A 16,062-nucleotide genomic window follows, 5' to 3' on the forward strand; every position below is an offset into this window, starting at 1 on the left:
AAACTGAAAGGGGCCTACTGCGCAGTAGGCCCTTTCATCGCCGAAGCATCACGCACGGCCAGATCGAACACCGCAAGCACCACGGCAATCGATACCCAGGCCGTCGCCCAGCACTTGATGAAGATCCAGGCAAAAGTCAGCGCCGACAGGCCATAGGGCGAGCCCATGACACCGGCGAACATCAGGGTCAGGTACAGTTTTGCGCAGTACAGCAAGGCGAACAGCGTGGCGCCCCAGGAAGCGCAAAACACCAGCGACCCCATTCGCCCCCGCGATTCATTCGACGTCTTGTGCCGACGGACAATAAAAGCCGCCGCCAGGGCTCCAAGCCCGGTGTACAACGCCAGTTCGAACAGGCTGCTGATCCCCACCATCAGAATGGCCAACGCCTCAAGTGCACCAAAGGTGCCCACCAGTTTCATATCCAGACGCATCGTGCGGGCTACTCCATTGCCGTGCGGGAGCGCCGCGCCACCGCGCAAACGCCCCCAAAATACCGGGACCTGTGGGTGTACAGATCACAGCACTCCCATGAATGAGCGGCCAGGGTGAACCTGTGCTCGCGGGTTATCAACCGTTCCAAGGCATTTAAATCAGAGCGGTTTGAAGGGATTGGGGCGTACTGCAAAAAGCGAGTCGGCCACGAATTGTTGGGGGCGAGCATTGATCTCAACGCCGGGCGCACGGGAGGAACGCAAAGCGTTTCATCATCAATAGCGCCGAAACACACCTGGCCCTCAGCGCGCCCCCAAAACCCTGACGCGCAACACCCGCGCATCCAGCAAACCCAACAGGGTCGCCACGGTGATAAAAACCACGCCCATGGCCTCGGCCAATTCCGGCAACAGCGAGCGCTGTATCACCTCGACAAAGGTCCAGGGGAAGTCGGAGAAAGCCAGCACCAGGGTCCGGCACGCCATCACCAGTGCGGCAAACAGGCAGGCCGCCGCCAGGGCGCAGAACAACACCGAGGGCCACAGGGGCTGATCGGCGCAGCGCGGTGCAGAAACCCGCCGAGTGAGGCGCACCGCGCCCAGGGTGGCGATACAGGTGGTGAGTACAAGGCCCGTGCGCTCCAGGCCCCACAGCACATTGCCCAGCACCATCAGCGCGGCCAGCACAAAGAACAGTGCGACAAAGTGTTTATCGCGCCTGGACACCCGTCCCAAGCCGGGAAGCCAGGCGCTGCGGCGACCGCCGATGGACGCCAGCGAACTGCCGTCGCCGGCGAAATGCAGCGGCACCCGGGGTTTGCTTTCAGGCTCGGCCACCGGGGCGCGCATGACCTGCGGATCGAACCAGGCCAGCGCGCCGCCCACCGTCAGCAGGCTGATGCTCCAGCCCTTGATGAAGGTCCAGCCCAGGTCCAACTGCGGTGCCGGGAAGCGCGCGCCACTGCGGGCGTTGACCACCAGGTCCAGGTAGAGCTTGGCGCTGTACAGGGCCGCGAACAGCGTGGCTGCGACCAGGGCGCACCCCACCACACTCGGCCAGACCCCAGGCGCCCGCAGGCGGCGGCTTTTGTGGCGAGCAGTGATCAGCGCCGCCAGCAAGGCCCCAAGGCCACTGAACAAGGCAATATCGAACGGGCTATAGACCGGCAACAGCAGCAACGTCAGGGTTTCAATCAGGAAAAAAACCAGCAGCAGCTGGATATCGTGACGCATCGTACAAGCAACTCCTTTTGCCTGGAGGGGCGGTGCAGCGCCCTTGGGATTAGCCGATATCGCGCAGCGCAAAGGCGAGATGCGCAACAGGGCGCGCATCCTAGCCTTGAGTGGGCGGCGCAGGCAAAAAGAAATATGTCATGAACCACCAGTGTGGCGAGGGAGCTGGGTCGCGCAGCGGCCCCAAAAATGGGACTGCTTCGCACCGGCCCACCGGCGGCCCCATCGGGAGCACGCTCCCTCGCCACAGGGTACTTTTCGCTTGTTCGATCACTGAAGTGTCAGAGCCTTCTCAAACCATTTCCTGCCAAAAACAACATTTCCAACTGCACCGTCACAGAATGTCGCAGCTACGCCGCTGCAGCGCGGCCCTGGGCCATTATTCTCCGTCCGTCGCTGCCCAATCAGCGACCGGGCTTGGCGGCCCGCCCACGAAAGGCGCAACAGCGCCAATAACACGATTGCAGGCGCTTTTTTTGTGCCCGCTTTTCTGTGTCATGGCGGATTGCGCAGGGACCCCTTCGGGGGTGCCGGTTCCTTTCGTGCCGGTCCGCCAACCTTGTGCAATCCGCCACCCTAACCTGCTTGGCGGCAGGCGGTGGAGGTTCCCAACACGAAAGGAGTCGTCACCATGAACCACACCCCAGCTCCGTCCCCTCCCCTCACCACCCTCGGCGATATCGCCTTTGCCGACTGCGGCGAACACCCCCACCCGCTGTTTCGGGTCAATGCCGATGTGCCCGCAGCCGATGCCCTGGCGCATGCCTCGGCGCTGCTACATCTGGCAAAACAGTTCTCTCTGGAAGCCGCCTAGGAACCCCAGGTCGACCGCTATGCTTGGGCAGCACATTACTTGGGAGAGATGGCCAGGGTAGCGATGGATGATGTGCACGCTGCGCTAGCGGCGGCGTCTGAACGGCGCTGACCCAAGACGGGCAGAACCCTCTGCCCGTCCATCGCCTACTCTCCCCATTGACTTGTTTAGGTCCCGGGATGGGACTAGGATCCCGCCATGAGAATTATCGCCATCAGTCATTTGAAGGCCTTCTGGGAGAAGCACCCCGATTCGGAACAAGCCTTCCTGGCCTGGATTGACGAGGCAAAAACCGCCCACTGGTCCACCCCTGCGCAAATCAAGGACCAGTACCGCAGCGCCAGCATTCTCAAAAGCCGCAGGGTCGTGTTCAACATCAAAGGTAATGACTACCGGCTGGTGGTCGCCGTGGCCTACCGCTTCGGCGCCCTCTACATAAAGTTCGTCGGCACCCATGCGCAGTACGACGCCATCGACGCCGACCGCATTGATATGGAGCAAGCATGAATATTCGCCCTATTCACACTGACCCGGACTACCGCGCGGCGCTGAAAAATGTGTCGCCTTTTTTTGATAACGAGCCCACCCCCGGTACCCCTGAAGGCGATTACTTCGACGTGATGGTGACCCTGATCGAGGCCTATGAGGGCAAGCACTTTCCGGTCGACCTGCCGAACCCGATCGAGGCCATCAAGTTCCGCATGGAACAGTCGGGATTGTCGGTGGCCGACCTGGTGCCCGCCATCGGCCGTACCAACCGGGTGTACGAAGTGCTCAATGGCAAGCGCGCGCTGACCCTGCCGATGATCTGGAAACTGCACCAGCTGTTCGGTATCCCCGCGCAAAGCCTGATCAAGCCGGTCAAACCGGTGTAATCCCCCCGCGTTCACATGGCCTGTGCAGCCCCCATCCGCTCACGGTTATGCATCAACTCATCCAGCGCATCGGCATTCTCGTCAGCCCACGAATACAGGGCCCTCAAGGGCTCGACAAAGCGCCAGCCCAGGGGCGTGAGGGCGTACTCCACCCGCGGTGGCATGTCCTGCAATACGGTACGGGCCACTGCGCCATCGCGCTCCAGCTCGCGCAAGGTCTGGGTCAGCATTTTCTGGGAGATGCCCGGCATGCTGCGTTGCAACTGGCTGCTGCGCGAGGCTCCGAAGCTCAGGCAGTACAGGACCATCGAGGTCCACTTGGTCGACAGCAGCGTATGAATGCGCCGTGGTGGGCAGGTTTCTTCGACGATCAGGGGACCGGCTACAGGAACGTAAGTGAGATCGCTCATGGTGACTTCCGCAGGTCTTGGGCACTAAAAAGTGCCTGATTTACAGTCAGGCACCGGCGACCAATAATTCTACCCATCCACGGCGGCGATCACCGCCCCGTCATTGATTCGAGGTTTGACCATGTCCCTGCCCACCACCATGCGCGCCTTGGTGCTGCACGATTACGCCAGCGGCCGCTTCAGCGAAAGCCAGGTGCCGCTGCCCCAGGCCGGTCCCGGCGAAGTCCTGGTGCGGGTAGTCGCCAGCGGGGTCAACCCGATCGACTACAAGATCCGCACCGGCAACGCGCCGTACGCCATGCCGGAACTGCCGGCGATCATCGGCACCGACCTGGCGGGCGTGGTCGAAGCCGTGGGGACCGGCGTCAGCCAATTCGTTGTCGGCGATGAAGTCTATGGCCTCACCGGCGGTGTTCGTGGCCTGCAAGGCTCGTTGGCCGAATACGCCGCAGTGGACGCCCGCTTGCTGGCCCATAAGCCAAGCACCCTCAGCCTGCGAGAAGCGGCGGCCATGCCCCTGGTGTTCCTCACGGCCTGGGAAGGGCTGGTGGACCGGGCCAAGGTCGGCGCCGGGCACAAGGTGCTGGTGCATGGCGGTGCCGGTGGCGTAGGCCATGCAGCGGTGCAGATTGCCCGCTCCCTGGGGGCCGAGGTGTTCGCCACCGTGTCGGCCGGTAAAAAGCACATTGTCGAAGGCTACGGCGCGACCGCCATCGACTACCGCACCCAGGGCGTCGCCGATTACGTGAAGGCCCACACCGCAGGGGCCGGGTTCGATGTGATCTACGACACCGTCGGTGGTGCCAGCCTGGACGACTCGTTTGCCGCCATTGCCCACTACGGCCATATCGCCAGTTGCGCCGCCTTTGGCCAGCATGGGCTGGCAGTGGGTTCGCTGCGCTGCATGACCCTGTCCGGGGTGTTTGTCCTGCTGCCCATGCTCAGCGGCAACGGCCGCGCCCATCACGGTGACATCCTCAAGGCGGCGGCGCAGATGGTCGAACAAGGCCATTTCAAACCGCTGCTGGATGCCCGGCGCTATACCCTGGCCGAGGCCCACGCCGCCCACGATGCCGTCGAGCAAGGCACGGCCGTGGGCAAGGTGGTGATCGATATCGCCTGACAGCTCCCGCCACGACAGGCTGGATCCCGCTATGCTCTGCCTCCTCTTTGTATGGAACAGAGCAACCGGCCATGAGTTTTCCCGCAGCCATCCTGAGCCAACTGCCGGGCATCGAACATGACTTCGCCGCAGTCGATGCCCCGCGACCCGCGTCGTTGTTCTTCTGCGCCCAGGCTCACACCGCCACGGTGATTGAAATCGACGAGAGACAGCCCGCCGGAGTGATCGAGGCCGACGCGGTCTTCACTCGTAGCCGGCGCCCCATTGCGGTGATTACCGCCGACTGCCTGCCGCTCCTGGTCGCCTCCGCCGACGGCGCACTGGTGTCGGCCATTCATGGCGGCTGGCAGGGTTTGCAGCGCGGCATCATCGGCCATACGTTACAGCGCCTTGAGGCAGAGGGCGTTTCACGCCAGCAGTTGAGGATTGCCATCGGCCCCGCGATCAAGCCGTGCTGCTATGAAGTGAGCCCCGGATTTATCGCTACTCTGGAAGCGACCCAGGGGCATCTTTGGCAAGGCACACAACCGCCCTGGTTCGACGCTCAACCCCAGCCGCAACGGGCTCCAGCCATAGCACCGCCGCCACCGACGCAGGCGGGCAGCCTGTGGTTTGACCTCAACCACTACGCCCTCCTGCAACTGCACGCCGAAGGCGTCGCGTCGGAGCAAGTCGCCGTCAGCCCATCGTGCACTTATTGCTCCACCCAAGCCCTGGCCAGCTACCGCCGTCGAAACCATCGCGGGGAAGCCAAGGCCTTTCAGTATTCATGGATCCAGCGAGCCTGATACCCAAGGTTCAACTTCGCACCACCGAACAGAGGGTGATCCGTCGCAATAGCGCCTGGGCTTCGCGCGACGGCTGCGCTAACGTTGCACATTTTCCAGATCACCACAGGGAGTGAACGTGTCCGATAACCTTTATTCACCGCCACAGGCGCCGCTGCTGCACACCCCAGTGCAGGAGCAACAAGCTTTTTACGTGGTGTCGCGGGGCAAGTTCCTGACCCTGTTCGTACTGACGTTTGGCCTGTACCAGTTGTTTTGGGCCTATCAGAACTGGCGCCAGTTCAAACAGGCCACCCAGCAGCCGATGTGGCCCATGGCGCGGGCGTTTTTTGCGATTTTCTGGACCCACGCCCTGTACCGCGAGGCCGATGCCTGGATCAAGCAAAACGGCCGCAGCCACCCTTGGCGGCATGCAGAACTGGCGACCTGGTTTGTATTGCTGGCGATTGCGAGCAAGGTGCTCGATGCCATGGTCAGAAAGAACATCGGCGCGCCGTTGCTCGACATCATCAACCTGGCGCTGATTCCGCTGCAGGCCGTGGTGACCTTCGAAGGCCAGCGCGGGCTGAATGTCGCCGGCGGCGACCCGCAAGGCCAGAGCAACGCACGCTTTACGCCCATCAACTACGTTTTTATCGTGATCGGCGTGGTGCTCTGGCTATTGGTGGCGGTGGGCCTGCTGGTCACCTAGCAGACCCACTGCCAGGCCTTACGCGCTGACGTAGACCCAGGCCTGAATCCCGGACTGCAACGCCACGCTGACGCGTTTGTAGTCCGCCACTTCGTAGCTGTCCGCGGCGGCCAGCTCCTGCGGGGTGATTTGAAACACGGTGCCCGGGATCGGCGCACTGGCCGCGCTGCCCGGACGCAGGATCGGGTGATGGGTCTTGCCGCTGGCAGCCAGCACTTGCGGGTCGGTGATTTCCACCCAGGCCTGGTCATAGCCCAGCATGGCGTCGGCGCTGCCGTTCAACTCGCGGCCGAAGTTGGCGATCTGTACGGCTTTGTCTTGCAGGGTGCCATAGGAAAACAAGTGAACCGTTGTTTCTGTTGCCACGCTCATCGGTACCTCCTGAATAGATAACACTGTGCCTCAAGGGCGTTTTTCCAACCCGGGCGCGGGGCGCTGCTGACCCGCGCCCGTTACCGGATTCAAGCCGGGGCGTAACGCAGGTGGATCAAGGCCACGCGCTCGTCCAGCTTGTTTTTGCGGGCTTCAATGGCGAACGGCATAAAGCCCAGTTTCGGGTACAGCAGCAGTCCGGCGACGTTGCTGTTGAAGCACGACAGAGTGACCTCGGCGGCCTGGTGTCGACTGCGGGCGATCTCGATCATGTGCAGGATCAGCGCTGCACCGACACCGGTTCCGCGGGCCTCGGGGTCGACGATGACGTTGCCGATGGTGCAGGTACCCTGGGCTTCCCAGAGGTAGAAGTTGGCGAAACCCACGACCTGGCCATCGCGCTCGATCACCGTTGAATCACTGCGCTTGGCGATGGACTCGCGCAGTTGCTCGTGGGTCAGCGGCCAATGGGCGGCCGGGAAGAAAAAGAACAGGTCCTGCTCGGTTTGGGCAAAGCTGCAAACCCGTGGAATATCCCGTTCTTCTGCCGCGCGGAAGGTGAAGCTCATGCTCTGTCTCCTGACATCAAGGTCCTGCCATTACGCCAACTCGCTGCCTCAGCGGCTGGCCACCAAATGGGCACCGAACAGCATGTAGCAACTGCCGGCAAAACGTTCCAGCCACTTGCGTGAGCGGCCATACGCCCCGGCCACGCGGCTGCTGGCAAAAAACAGCGCCACGCTGCAATACCAGCAGAACGACAGCGACGCCATGGTCAGCACCGCCAGGGCCAGCAGCTGCGGTGGCAGTGTCGCCGGCATCGAGGTGGCAAAAATAGTGGCGACAAACAGCGCCGACTTGGGGTTGGTCATGTTGCCCAAAAAGCCCAGGCGGTAGGCCGAGAACAGGCTGCGCGTCGGCTCGTGCGGCAGGCCATTGGCGTCGACCGCGACGGCCGGCTTACGGCGAAACTGCTTGAGCCCCAGGTAGATCAGGTAGCAGCCGCCAGCGATCTTGAACGCCAGGTACAGAGCCGGCGCCGCGGTGAACAGCGACTTGATCCCCAAACCGCCCGCCAGGCCCCAGAGCACCGTGCCGCTGGCCACGCCCAGGGCGGCGAACAGGCCGTGGCGCCTGGAGCAACTGGCCGCAAGCTGCGCCGTGGTGAAGAAGTTTGGCCCCGGGGTGATGACCGCAACGGTCCAGAGCAACGCCAGCGACAGCAAGGGAGCCGCGTAGATCAGGTGTGGGAGCTGCATGAGCCAACCGCCATGACAGGAGAAGGGAGAGCACGTTCTACTCCACTCCGGGGCTGTGGATCAACCGGTATGCCGGCTGACAGCGCTTGCGCCTTGGGTTAACGTGCGTTCCTTGCCCCTGCTACCAAGACCGCTCCAATGGCCAAGCCAACGCCCCCGACCGACTGGGTTCACCGCGCTCCCCCTGCCCAGGGGCTGGAGCGCATCGAGGCGTTTTTTTCGGGCCATGGCTACGACCCTCATCGGCATGACACCTACGCCATCGGCCGGACCCTGGCCGGTGTCCAGAGTTTTCAGTATCGCGGCGGCTGGCGGCACAGCCTGCCCGGCGCCACCATGGTCCTGCACCCCGACGAGCTGCATGACGGCGAAGCCGGGACCCAGGAAGGTTTTCAGTACCGGATGCTGTATGTCGAGCCCGCGCTGATCCAGCAGATCCTCGGCGGCCAGCCGCTGCCCTTCATCAAGGACGGCCTGTCCAGCGACCCGCGGCTGGCCGCCGCCACCGACACCTTGCTGCGCAGCATGCACAGCCCCCTCGACCCGCTGGAACAGCAAGACGCGCTGTACGACCTGGCCCAGGCGCTGAATGCGGTGTCCGGCGTGCCGCTGCAACGTCAGCGCTTCGATTACCTGGCGGCGGAACGTGCCCGCGAACTGATCCACGGTGCCCTCGAGCGCAGTGTCACCCTCGACGAGTTGGCCGAGCACAGCGGCCGCGATCGCTGGAGCCTGTCGCGGGACTTTCGCCTGTTGTTCGGCACCAGCCCCTACCGCTACCTGACCATGCGCCGCCTGGACCTGGTGCGCGCCCTGTTGATGCAGGGCCAGTCGCTGGTCAGCGCGGCGCTGATGGCCGGCTTTACCGACCAGAGCCACATGACCCGCCAGTTCAGCAAGACCTACGGCCTGCCCCCGGCCCGCTGGCTGAAAATGCACGGCCGCTGAGCCACGCACAATCGTACAAGAAGCGCAAAAGACCGCTGGCTACTCTGGGCACTCAAGAATCAATTGCCCGGAACCCCGCCATGACCACGACCACCAATCAAATCTCGACCCTGCCCTACCAAAGCCTGAACTTCGCGCAGAAGCACAGCCTGTTCAGCGAACACTGGCAAGCCAAGGTCATCGCCGAAATGAACGACTACCAGTTCAAGCTGGTAAAGCTGCTGGGGGATTTCATCTGGCACGACCACCTCGACACCGACGAGACCTTCATCGTCCTCGAAGGCCAGTTGCGGATCGACTTTCCCGATGGCCAGGTGTTCGTCAACCCGGGGGAGATGTTTGTCGTGCCCAAGGGCCTCAAGCACAAGCCGTTTGCCGAGCACGAAGTGAAACTGCTGCTGATCGAACCCAAGGGCGTGCGCAATACCGGCCATGAAGGCGGCGAACGCACCGCCGCCAATGACGTGTGGATCTAAGCCCCGCGCTCAGTTGCCTTGCGCTGCACCCACGGGCGCAGGCGCTGGCTGCGGACTCAATGCCAGCAGCGCGCCCAACAATGCCAGCAGCGCACTGACCCCGACCGCCAGTTGCAGGCCGTAGGCCAGGCCGCCGTCGACGCTGACGGTATTGGCCAGGGACACCAGCAACGCCAGGCCCAGGGCGCCGCCGATCTGCTGGCTGGTGGAGGCCATGCCCGCCGCCACGCCCTGTTCGCCGGCGGCAATCCCCTGCCCGGCCGAGACCCACATTGCGGTCCAGGTCATGCCCTGGCCGATGCTCAGCACGATCACCCCGGGCAACAGGCTCCAGTAACCAGCCCCCGTGGGCAGCGCCAGGTACACCAGGCCGATGCCCAGGGCGCCAGCCAGTAACCCGCTGACCAACGTACTGCGCAGGCCGAACCGCAGCAGCGAGCGCTCGGCCAGCCAGATGCCGAAGGTGCAGACCAGGGTCGAGGGCAAGAACGCCAGGCCGCTGTTCAATACGCTGTAGCCATAGACCTGCTGGAAGTACAGGGTCAGGAAGTAGTACTGCACGCCAAAACTGCTCATGAACAACGCGGTCTGGACCATGGCCATGCACAGCGAGCGGTGCCTCAGCAGGCGCAACGGCATCAGCGGATCGCGGCCCCGGTGCTCGATCCAGGCGAACAGCCCGAGCAAGGCCAGGGCCAGCCCGAGACAGCCCAGGGTGGCCGGCGCCGTCCAGCCCCACTCCGGCCCCTGGACGATGGCGAACACCAGCAGGGTGCCACCCAGGGTCACGCTCAGCGCGCCGGGCAAATCGAACTGCCGCCCACGGGCGCGTCGCCCATCGGCCGGGATCCAGCGCCGGGCCAGCAAGGCGCAGGCGCCCGCCAGGGGCACGTTGACCAGGAATACCGCTTCCCAGCCCCACCACTGCGTGAGTACACCGCCGAGCAGCGCCCCCAGGGCCAGCCCCGCAGCCGACGCCGCGCTCCACACGGCAAAGGCCCGGTTGCGCGCCGGGCCTTCGGCGTAGTGGCTGTTGATCAGCGCCAGGGTCGCCGGGAACAGCATCGCCCCGCCCACGCCCTGCACTGCCCGCGCCAGCACCAGCAGCAGCGCGCTGCCGCCCAGGCCGCCCGCCAGGGACGCCAGGGCATACAGCACCTGGCCGATGATGTAGAAGCGGCGCTTGCCCAAGAGGTCCGATGCACGCCCACCCAGCAGCAGGAAGCCGCCAAACGCCACGCTGTAGGCACTGACCACCCACTGCAACTGCTGCGCGGAAAACCCCAGCTCCTGGCCAATCTCCGGCAAGGCGATAAATACGATGGTGGCGTCCAGGGCGATGATCAGTTGCGCCGTGGCCAGCAGCAACAGCATCCAGCCCGAAGGCTTGGCCGCAGGAGAAGCGGGCATGGGGGAAATCCTTGTGTGGAAAAAGCGGCGGCCAGTGTCATTGATGCGCGTTAAATGATAAATACGCTGCTCACGCTTTCAGTAATGACTTAAATCATGGATCTCAATGCCGTTCGCCTGCTGGTGCGGGTCGCCGAAACCCGCAGTTTCACCCGTGCCGCCGGCGACCTGGGGCTGACCCAGTCCGGGCTGTCCCGGGCTATTTCGCGCCTTGAGCAGCAACTGGGGGTGCGCCTGTTGCAGCGCAATACCCGCAGCGTAAGCCTGACCCCCGATGGCCAGGTGCTGGTGGAGCGCGCCGCGCCGCTGCTGGCGGAACTGGCCCACACCGAACACCTGCTGCTGGACCGCCGCGACTCGCCCACCGGGCTGCTGAAAATCAGCACCCCATCGCTGTTCGGGCGCAAAGTGGTGATGCCGCTGATCGGCCAACTCACCGCGCGTCACCCCGAGCTGTGCATCGAGGCGGTGATGACCGACCGCCTGGTGGACATCATCGACGAGGGGTTCGATGCGGTATTGCGCACCGGCGAGATCCAGGACCAACGCCTGATCGCCCGCCCGTTGCCGGCCCTGCACTGGGTCACCGTGGCCGCGCCGGACTACCTCGCGCGCCACGGCACCCCGCAGACCCTGGAACAATTGCAGCAGCACAACTGCCTGAGCGTGCGTAACCTGCGCAGCGGGCGGCTGGTGGATTGGCAGTTCATGCAAGGCGGCAAGCTGCGTGAGGTCAGCGTGCCCAGTCGCTTGATCTTCGACATCGGCGATGCCCTGGTGGAAGGCGTGCTGGGCGGCTTCGGCATTGCCCAGGTCATGAGCTTTGCGGTCGACGACGCCTTGGCCGACGGCCGCCTGGTGCCGATCCTCGAAGGGTTTTCCGGGTGCAGCCGCAGCCTGTCGCTGGTCTATCCACCCTCGCGCCAGTGCGCGCCCAAGCTGCAGGCCTTTGCCCGGGCCCTGGGCCTCGCGGCCTGCTGAAACCTCGCTGCACCGTTATTCAACCAAGGAGAGTTCAATGGTCCGCGCCACCCTGATTGCCACCGATGGCCCCTACCTGGAAGCGTGCCTGGAGGTGCAAGGTCAGCGCTTTATCGTCATGGATGAGTTCAGCGTCAGCGCCGAGACCATGCCCCAGGTCGGCGACCGCTTTGACTTCGAGTTCTCGGCCGAGCTGGACGAAAACCAGTCATGGGCGCAGATATTTTCCCCCGAGCACCCGCAGCGCCAGGGCCTGGAGCACCTCGATGGCTGGCGTTACCAGGCCTACGGCCGGATCGTCAGCGTCGCCCCGGTGGTGGTCGACTGCGCGGTGCTGCAGGTCGAAGATGTAGTGCGCTCCAGCGACCCGGCACTGATCGGCGAATACGTGGCGTTCACCATCACCCGGCTGGGCGGCTATCTCGCGTGAATCCCCCTCGACAAGGACCTTGCGTGAACAACTTTCCCACCCGCGAAACCCCGCGCCTGCTGCTGCGCGAACTGACGCCGCAAGACGCGCCAAGGCTGCTGCAAATGTATGGCGACGCCCAGGCGATGCAATGGCTGGGCAGCGACCCGCTTACCGAGTTGGCCCAGGCCCAGGCGCTGATCGAGACCTTCGCCACCTGGCGTCAGCAAGCCACGCCCGGCACCCGCTGGGGCATCGAATGCCGGCAGGACGGTCAGTTGCTCGGCGACTGCGGTTTGTTCAAATGGAGCCGCGAGTACCGCAGCTGCTTTGTGGCCTTCGCCCTGGCCCCCGACGCCAGGGGCCGGGGGGTCATGGGCGAAACCTTGCGGACGGTCCTGGCCTGGGGCTTTGCACAGATGCAGTTGAACCGCGTGCAAGCCCTGGTGCACCCGCAGAACCAGGCGAGCCTGCAACTGCTGGAGCGCCTGGGGTTCGAGCAGGAAGGCCGGTTGCGCGAGGCGGGGTACTGGGCGGGCCGGCATCATGACCTGCTGCAACTGTCGCTGCTGCGCCGCGAGTTCAGGCCCTGATCACGGCCTGGAGCGGGCTCACGGCTTCAGCAACTGACCGTCGAGCGGCGCGCCAATGGTCAGGAAATGGCCACCGGCCACGTGGTGCAAGGTGCGCAGCGCATCATGCCCTTCGAAGTGCCAGCGGCCGTCGCTGAACACCCGCGAGTCAGCCTGGGCGGCAATCACCTCGGCCAGGAACAGGTCGTATTGCTGATGGTTGTGCGGCTCGGGCAACAGCCGGCATTCGAGCCAGGCCACGCACCCTTCCAGCAGCGGCGCCTCGACCTGTTCACCGGCAAAGGTCTGTAGCCCGTAGGCCTGGAATTTATCGCCACCGCCCTGTTGCAGCTCCAGGCCCGAGGTGGAGCCGACGGTCTGCACGATATCGGCCTGGGCCGCGCAGGGCACGTTGAGCACGAAGGTGCCTGCGGCTTCCAGCAGTTGGCGGGTCCAGGTGGACTTGTCGAGCACCACCGCGACTTTCGGCGGCTCGAAATCCAGGGGCATGGCCCAGGCGGCGGCCATGATGTTGCGCTGCCCGTCGTGGGCGGCACTGACCAGTACGGTGGGGCCATGGTTGAGCAGGCGATAGGCCTTGGACAACGGCACCGGACGACGCTGGGATGGGCTCATGCTGGCTCCTTGGGCAAAAGCGCGATTGTAGCGGGATCTGTAATCGGCCTGGGCCAGCCCCCGGGCCCAGGCGATAAAAAACCCGCGTCGGTGCAGGGCCGTACGCGGGTTGGATGGGGCCTGGGCCCGGGCTTAGGTGGAGAGTTGGTTGGCGAACTGCCCGACCGCGCTCACGACTTTTTGCGCGCCGTCCTGAATCTCGACAATCACCGTACCGGCTTCGGCGGCCAGGGCCAGCCCTTGTTCGGCCTGGCTTTGACCTTCGGCCATCAAGGCTACTGCATCGCGGGCCATGTCCTGGTTCTGACGCACCACGGCAACGATTTCTTCGGTGGCCTTGCTGGTGCGCGACGCCAGTTGCCGGACTTCGTCCGCCACCACCGCAAAGCCACGCCCCTGCTCACCGGCCCGCGCCGCTTCGATGGCGGCGTTGAGCGCCAGCAGGTTGGTCTGCTCGGCAATCCCGCTGATGGTCTTGACGATGGTGCCGATCACCAGCGACTGCTCATTCAGTGCCTCGATCCCGTCGCCGGCCTGCTGCATGTGCTTGGCCAGGTCGCGCATCACGTTCACTGCCTCGGTCACCACCGTGGTGCCACGCTGGGCACTATTGTCGGTTTGCAGCGAGGTGCTGTAGGCGATGTTGGCGGCTTCGGCGACGGCTATTTCCTGATTGACCTGATCGGTGATCACGGTGGCGAACTTCACCACCTTGTACAGCTTGTTGTTGGCGTCGAGCACCGGGTTGTAGGAGGCCTCGAGCCACACCACGCGACCATGGCTGTCGATCCGCTTGAAGCGCTCGGCAACGAACTCGCCATTGTTCAAGCGCTTCCAGAACGCCTGGTACGCGGCGCTGTTGTACTCCTCCGGCTCACAGAACATGCGGTGATGCTTGCCCTGGATCTGCGCCAGGGTGTAGCCCATGCCCTTGAGGAAGCGCTCGTTGGCCGTCAGCACGTGGCCATTGAGGTCGAACTCGATCACCGCGGTGGAGCGCACCAGGGCGCCGATCAGGTTTTCGTGCTCGCGCGAGGCTTCGATGGTGCGGGTCAGGTCGCTGCAGTAAATCGCGAAATACTTGATCCGCCCGGCCGAGTCACGAATCGGCTGCGAGATCGAGCGCAGCCAGGCTTCCTGGCCATTGCCGCGCAACAGGCGCACCGCGCCGGCGAAGTGTTCGCCACGGGTCAGCGACACCTTGAAGCGTTTGTGAAACTCATCGCTTCGAACATGCTCCGGCACCAGGTCTTCCAGGGCTCGGCCGAGCAGATCGCCACTCTTGTAAAGCATCTCCTGAGCGAAGTTGTGGTTGACCGAGTGAATCCGTCCATCGGCATCCAGGGTGAGAACCATCATCTCGCTTTCGAGGCTTTCCTTGACTTGCTGCAGGCTCGAGAGTTCTTCGCGAAGAGCCGACAGCTCTTGCTTCAAGCGTTTGTTGAACATGGGATGCACCGATGGACTGAAATAAGTGGCAGTTCTGAGCCTAACCATCGGCGCTGAAAGTTTTTTCTGAAGAGCTATAGAGATTTGTCTGACAAAAATACTTTCAAGCGGCGAACCGGCCACACTCTGGAGCCCGGACAGGCCTCTTGCCTGGCATCAGGCAGAGGTTATAGTCGTGCCCGGCACAATCCACGCTGATCGACGGAGTTGAGTAATGGATGATTCACGCAAGGCGCTTTTCGACCAGGCTGCAGCCCAGGTCGGCCACAGTTTCGCAGGGGAGATGCGGATTGGCGGCAACTATGTCTCCACCGTGCAACATGGCGACGAGGTGTACGTCAGTGGCCAGATTCCGCGCATCGACAACACGGTGATGGTGGTCGGCCGGGTTGGTGCCGAGGTATCCCTGGAGCAGGGACGGCACGCGGCACGGATCTGCACCCTGCGCGCGCTGGCCATTCTCCAGCAAACCGTGGGTGACCTGCAGCGCATCAAGAAGGTATTGCGCATCAACGTCTATGTGCAGAGCGCCGCCGACTTCACCCAACAGAGCGAAGTCGCCGACGCGGCGTCCGACCTGCTGTATTCAGTGTTCGCCGAGGCTGGGGTCCACACCCGCACCTCCCTGGGGGTGTACCAGCTGCCGAAAAATGCATCGGTGGAAGTGGACATGATCGTCGCCCTCGAACCGGCCCCGGCGCCCCACGAAACCACCGAAGATTGAGGCCCGCGCGCGGGGTTAGCTGCCGTTGTTGCGGCACTGGCCCTGCACTTGATATTCGATGGTCCGCAGTTGCCCGGCGGAATCCTCGTAGGTCATGCGCGAGGGCACCAGGCCACAGGACTTGAGCGGCGGGGTCATGCTGACCACCCGGGAAATATCCAGGCTCATGCCATATCGATAGGGCTCGACCTTCGGCACCGACTTGCCCTGCTGTGTGGCGTAGCGCTCCATGGCTTGCTGGTTTGCGTCCATCGCTCGCTGGAACGTGCGCTCACCGCCGCCCTCGGCCCACGCCACGGATGACAGGCCCAATACCCACGCGGCGATCACTGACTGGATTGCTTTCACGATTGTTTCCTCGTCTGGATGACGCTGGCGAGGATATCCAGCCGATCCTGTCAGGGTGATCTCGGCCTCCTTACATTTCTGTCATCCAGCTCCGCCCTCCAGCACCGGCC

Annotated in this window: 21 protein-coding genes and 2 pseudogenes; 12 read left to right on the forward strand and 11 right to left on the reverse strand. The window is 63.8% G+C overall.

The features are described from left to right. Positions 1 to 14 precede the first annotated feature (14 nt). Together JFU57_RS02280 and JFU57_RS02285 are read right to left on the reverse strand one after the other, a co-directional pair. A complete protein-coding gene (locus tag JFU57_RS02280; protein ID WP_201127938.1) occupies positions 15 to 434 on the reverse strand; it encodes a hypothetical protein in 420 nt (139 codons plus the stop codon). A 303-nt stretch (positions 435 to 737) separates the two neighbouring features. Beyond that, on the reverse strand, positions 738 to 1,667 hold the full coding sequence (locus JFU57_RS02285; protein ID WP_201127939.1) for a hypothetical protein: 930 nt from the start codon (positions 1,665 to 1,667) through the stop codon (positions 738 to 740). Between the two features lie 631 nt (positions 1,668 to 2,298). On the opposite strand from JFU57_RS02285, the pseudogene JFU57_RS02290 reads away from it, so the two are divergent. From JFU57_RS02290 to JFU57_RS02300, 3 genes and pseudogenes are all read left to right on the forward strand, one after another. Further along, positions 2,299 to 2,592 (forward strand): annotated as a pseudogene (locus tag JFU57_RS02290) (DUF3077 domain-containing protein). 87 nt (positions 2,593 to 2,679) lie between these two features. After that, positions 2,680 to 2,988, forward strand: a complete 309-nt coding sequence (locus tag JFU57_RS02295) for a type II toxin-antitoxin system HigB family toxin (protein WP_201127940.1) — start codon at positions 2,680 to 2,682, stop codon at positions 2,986 to 2,988. Then, on the forward strand, positions 2,985 to 3,356 hold the full coding sequence (locus JFU57_RS02300; RefSeq protein WP_201127941.1) for a helix-turn-helix domain-containing protein: 372 nt from the start codon (positions 2,985 to 2,987) through the stop codon (positions 3,354 to 3,356). The genes JFU57_RS02295 and JFU57_RS02300 overlap by 4 nt, the downstream gene beginning before the upstream one ends. Before the next feature lie 11 nt (positions 3,357 to 3,367). Here JFU57_RS02300 and JFU57_RS02305 read toward each other — a convergent pair whose 3' ends face one another. Beyond that, positions 3,368 to 3,766, reverse strand: coding sequence for a winged helix-turn-helix transcriptional regulator (locus JFU57_RS02305; protein WP_020297680.1), 399 nt, complete (start codon positions 3,764 to 3,766; stop codon positions 3,368 to 3,370). A gap of 121 nt (positions 3,767 to 3,887) precedes the next feature. Here JFU57_RS02305 and JFU57_RS02310 point away from each other — a divergent pair, with 121 nt between their 5' ends. From JFU57_RS02310 to JFU57_RS02320, 3 genes are all read left to right on the forward strand, one after another. Further along, positions 3,888 to 4,889 (forward strand): zinc-dependent alcohol dehydrogenase family protein, encoded by a 1,002-nt coding sequence (locus JFU57_RS02310; protein ID WP_201127942.1) that lies wholly within the window; start codon positions 3,888 to 3,890, stop codon positions 4,887 to 4,889. 71 nt (positions 4,890 to 4,960) lie between these two features. Beyond that, positions 4,961 to 5,677, forward strand: coding sequence for a polyphenol oxidase family protein (locus JFU57_RS02315; protein ID WP_201127943.1), 717 nt, complete (start codon positions 4,961 to 4,963; stop codon positions 5,675 to 5,677). 118 nt (positions 5,678 to 5,795) lie between these two features. Then, positions 5,796 to 6,368 (forward strand): hypothetical protein, encoded by a 573-nt coding sequence (locus JFU57_RS02320; protein ID WP_201127944.1) that lies wholly within the window; start codon positions 5,796 to 5,798, stop codon positions 6,366 to 6,368. A gap of 18 nt (positions 6,369 to 6,386) precedes the next feature. On the opposite strand, the gene JFU57_RS02325 is transcribed toward JFU57_RS02320, so the two are convergent. From JFU57_RS02325 to JFU57_RS02335, 3 genes are all read right to left on the reverse strand, one after another. Next, positions 6,387 to 6,740 (reverse strand): gamma-glutamylcyclotransferase family protein, encoded by a 354-nt coding sequence (locus JFU57_RS02325; protein ID WP_078472473.1) that lies wholly within the window; start codon positions 6,738 to 6,740, stop codon positions 6,387 to 6,389. 89 nt (positions 6,741 to 6,829) lie between these two features. Then, on the reverse strand, positions 6,830 to 7,309 hold the full coding sequence (locus JFU57_RS02330) for a GNAT family N-acetyltransferase (RefSeq protein ID WP_201127946.1): 480 nt from the start codon (positions 7,307 to 7,309) through the stop codon (positions 6,830 to 6,832). A 48-nt stretch (positions 7,310 to 7,357) separates the two neighbouring features. Next, positions 7,358 to 7,999 (reverse strand): LysE family transporter, encoded by a 642-nt coding sequence (locus JFU57_RS02335; RefSeq protein WP_201127949.1) that lies wholly within the window; start codon positions 7,997 to 7,999, stop codon positions 7,358 to 7,360. 138 nt (positions 8,000 to 8,137) lie between these two features. Here JFU57_RS02335 and JFU57_RS02340 point away from each other — a divergent pair, with 138 nt between their 5' ends. Both JFU57_RS02340 and JFU57_RS02345 read left to right on the forward strand, forming a co-directional pair. Continuing rightward, positions 8,138 to 8,947 carry an AraC family transcriptional regulator gene (locus JFU57_RS02340; protein WP_078472476.1) on the forward strand — a complete coding sequence of 270 codons (810 nt, stop codon included), beginning with the start codon at positions 8,138 to 8,140 and terminating at the stop codon, positions 8,945 to 8,947. 80 nt (positions 8,948 to 9,027) lie between these two features. Continuing rightward, complete coding sequence (locus JFU57_RS02345; RefSeq protein WP_201127950.1) at positions 9,028 to 9,423, forward strand: cupin domain-containing protein; 396 nt, start codon at positions 9,028 to 9,030, stop codon at positions 9,421 to 9,423. Positions 9,424 to 9,432: 9 nt separating this feature from the next. On the opposite strand, the gene JFU57_RS02350 is transcribed toward JFU57_RS02345, so the two are convergent. Then, complete coding sequence (locus JFU57_RS02350) at positions 9,433 to 10,833, reverse strand: MFS transporter (RefSeq protein WP_201127951.1); 1,401 nt, start codon at positions 10,831 to 10,833, stop codon at positions 9,433 to 9,435. A gap of 96 nt (positions 10,834 to 10,929) precedes the next feature. On the opposite strand from JFU57_RS02350, the gene JFU57_RS02355 reads away from it, so the two are divergent. Genes JFU57_RS02355 through JFU57_RS02365 form a run of 3 tightly spaced genes read left to right on the forward strand, consistent with a single transcriptional unit; the run spans position 10,930 to position 12,816 of the window. After that, the gene (locus JFU57_RS02355; RefSeq protein ID WP_078472479.1) at positions 10,930 to 11,814 is read left to right on the forward strand and encodes a LysR family transcriptional regulator; all 885 of its coding nucleotides are present in this window, start codon (positions 10,930 to 10,932) and stop codon (positions 11,812 to 11,814) included. A 37-nt stretch (positions 11,815 to 11,851) separates the two neighbouring features. Beyond that, the gene (locus JFU57_RS02360) at positions 11,852 to 12,244 is read left to right on the forward strand and encodes a hypothetical protein (protein ID WP_201127952.1); all 393 of its coding nucleotides are present in this window, start codon (positions 11,852 to 11,854) and stop codon (positions 12,242 to 12,244) included. A gap of 23 nt (positions 12,245 to 12,267) precedes the next feature. After that, positions 12,268 to 12,816, forward strand: coding sequence for a GNAT family N-acetyltransferase (locus tag JFU57_RS02365; RefSeq protein WP_201127953.1), 549 nt, complete (start codon positions 12,268 to 12,270; stop codon positions 12,814 to 12,816). A gap of 18 nt (positions 12,817 to 12,834) precedes the next feature. On the opposite strand, the gene JFU57_RS02370 is transcribed toward JFU57_RS02365, so the two are convergent. The 3 genes and pseudogenes from JFU57_RS02370 to JFU57_RS33565 all read right to left on the reverse strand — a co-directional run. Continuing rightward, a complete protein-coding gene (locus JFU57_RS02370) occupies positions 12,835 to 13,431 on the reverse strand; it encodes a flavin reductase family protein (protein ID WP_078472482.1) in 597 nt (198 codons plus the stop codon). A 132-nt stretch (positions 13,432 to 13,563) separates the two neighbouring features. After that, on the reverse strand, positions 13,564 to 13,995 hold the full coding sequence (locus JFU57_RS33560; RefSeq protein ID WP_371106533.1) for a methyl-accepting chemotaxis protein: 432 nt from the start codon (positions 13,993 to 13,995) through the stop codon (positions 13,564 to 13,566). A gap of 114 nt (positions 13,996 to 14,109) precedes the next feature. Further along, a pseudogene (locus JFU57_RS33565) lies at positions 14,110 to 14,928 on the reverse strand (PAS domain-containing protein); the annotation flags it as partial. 166 nt (positions 14,929 to 15,094) lie between these two features. On the opposite strand from JFU57_RS33565, the gene JFU57_RS02380 reads away from it, so the two are divergent. After that, positions 15,095 to 15,604: a RidA family protein gene (locus tag JFU57_RS02380; protein WP_201127958.1), complete on the forward strand. Its 510-nt coding sequence runs from the start codon at positions 15,095 to 15,097 to the stop codon at positions 15,602 to 15,604. Positions 15,605 to 15,619: 15 nt separating this feature from the next. Here JFU57_RS02380 and JFU57_RS02385 read toward each other — a convergent pair whose 3' ends face one another. After that, positions 15,620 to 15,952, reverse strand: a complete 333-nt coding sequence (locus JFU57_RS02385) for a DUF2790 domain-containing protein (protein ID WP_201127960.1) — start codon at positions 15,950 to 15,952, stop codon at positions 15,620 to 15,622. Between the last annotated feature and the right edge of the window lie 110 nt (positions 15,953 to 16,062).

This window comes from Pseudomonas sp. TH07 (assembly GCF_016651285.1).
Lineage (GTDB): Bacteria > Pseudomonadota > Gammaproteobacteria > Pseudomonadales > Pseudomonadaceae > Aquipseudomonas.

Coding starts and splice junctions, on each gene's coding strand:
- JFU57_RS02280 (WP_201127938.1), bottom strand. CDS start 434: ATGCGTCTGGATATGAAACTGGTGGGCACCTTTGGTGCACTTGAGGCG.
- JFU57_RS02285 (WP_201127939.1), bottom strand. CDS start 1,667: ATGCGTCACGATATCCAGCTGCTGCTGGTTTTTTTCCTGATTGAAACC.
- JFU57_RS02295 (WP_201127940.1), top strand. CDS start 2,680: ATGAGAATTATCGCCATCAGTCATTTGAAGGCCTTCTGGGAGAAGCAC.
- JFU57_RS02300 (WP_201127941.1), top strand. CDS start 2,985: ATGAATATTCGCCCTATTCACACTGACCCGGACTACCGCGCGGCGCTG.
- JFU57_RS02305 (WP_020297680.1), bottom strand. CDS start 3,766: ATGAGCGATCTCACTTACGTTCCTGTAGCCGGTCCCCTGATCGTCGAA.
- JFU57_RS02310 (WP_201127942.1), top strand. CDS start 3,888: ATGTCCCTGCCCACCACCATGCGCGCCTTGGTGCTGCACGATTACGCC.
- JFU57_RS02315 (WP_201127943.1), top strand. CDS start 4,961: ATGAGTTTTCCCGCAGCCATCCTGAGCCAACTGCCGGGCATCGAACAT.
- JFU57_RS02325 (WP_078472473.1), bottom strand. CDS start 6,740: ATGAGCGTGGCAACAGAAACAACGGTTCACTTGTTTTCCTATGGCACC.
- JFU57_RS02330 (WP_201127946.1), bottom strand. CDS start 7,309: ATGAGCTTCACCTTCCGCGCGGCAGAAGAACGGGATATTCCACGGGTT.
- JFU57_RS02335 (WP_201127949.1), bottom strand. CDS start 7,999: ATGCAGCTCCCACACCTGATCTACGCGGCTCCCTTGCTGTCGCTGGCG.
- JFU57_RS02340 (WP_078472476.1), top strand. CDS start 8,138: ATGGCCAAGCCAACGCCCCCGACCGACTGGGTTCACCGCGCTCCCCCT.
- JFU57_RS02345 (WP_201127950.1), top strand. CDS start 9,028: ATGACCACGACCACCAATCAAATCTCGACCCTGCCCTACCAAAGCCTG.
- JFU57_RS02350 (WP_201127951.1), bottom strand. CDS start 10,833: ATGCCCGCTTCTCCTGCGGCCAAGCCTTCGGGCTGGATGCTGTTGCTG.
- JFU57_RS02355 (WP_078472479.1), top strand. CDS start 10,930: ATGGATCTCAATGCCGTTCGCCTGCTGGTGCGGGTCGCCGAAACCCGC.
- JFU57_RS02360 (WP_201127952.1), top strand. CDS start 11,852: ATGGTCCGCGCCACCCTGATTGCCACCGATGGCCCCTACCTGGAAGCG.
- JFU57_RS02370 (WP_078472482.1), bottom strand. CDS start 13,431: ATGAGCCCATCCCAGCGTCGTCCGGTGCCGTTGTCCAAGGCCTATCGC.
- JFU57_RS33560 (WP_371106533.1), bottom strand. CDS start 13,995: ATGCGCGACCTGGCCAAGCACATGCAGCAGGCCGGCGACGGGATCGAG.
- JFU57_RS02380 (WP_201127958.1), top strand. CDS start 15,095: ATGGATGATTCACGCAAGGCGCTTTTCGACCAGGCTGCAGCCCAGGTC.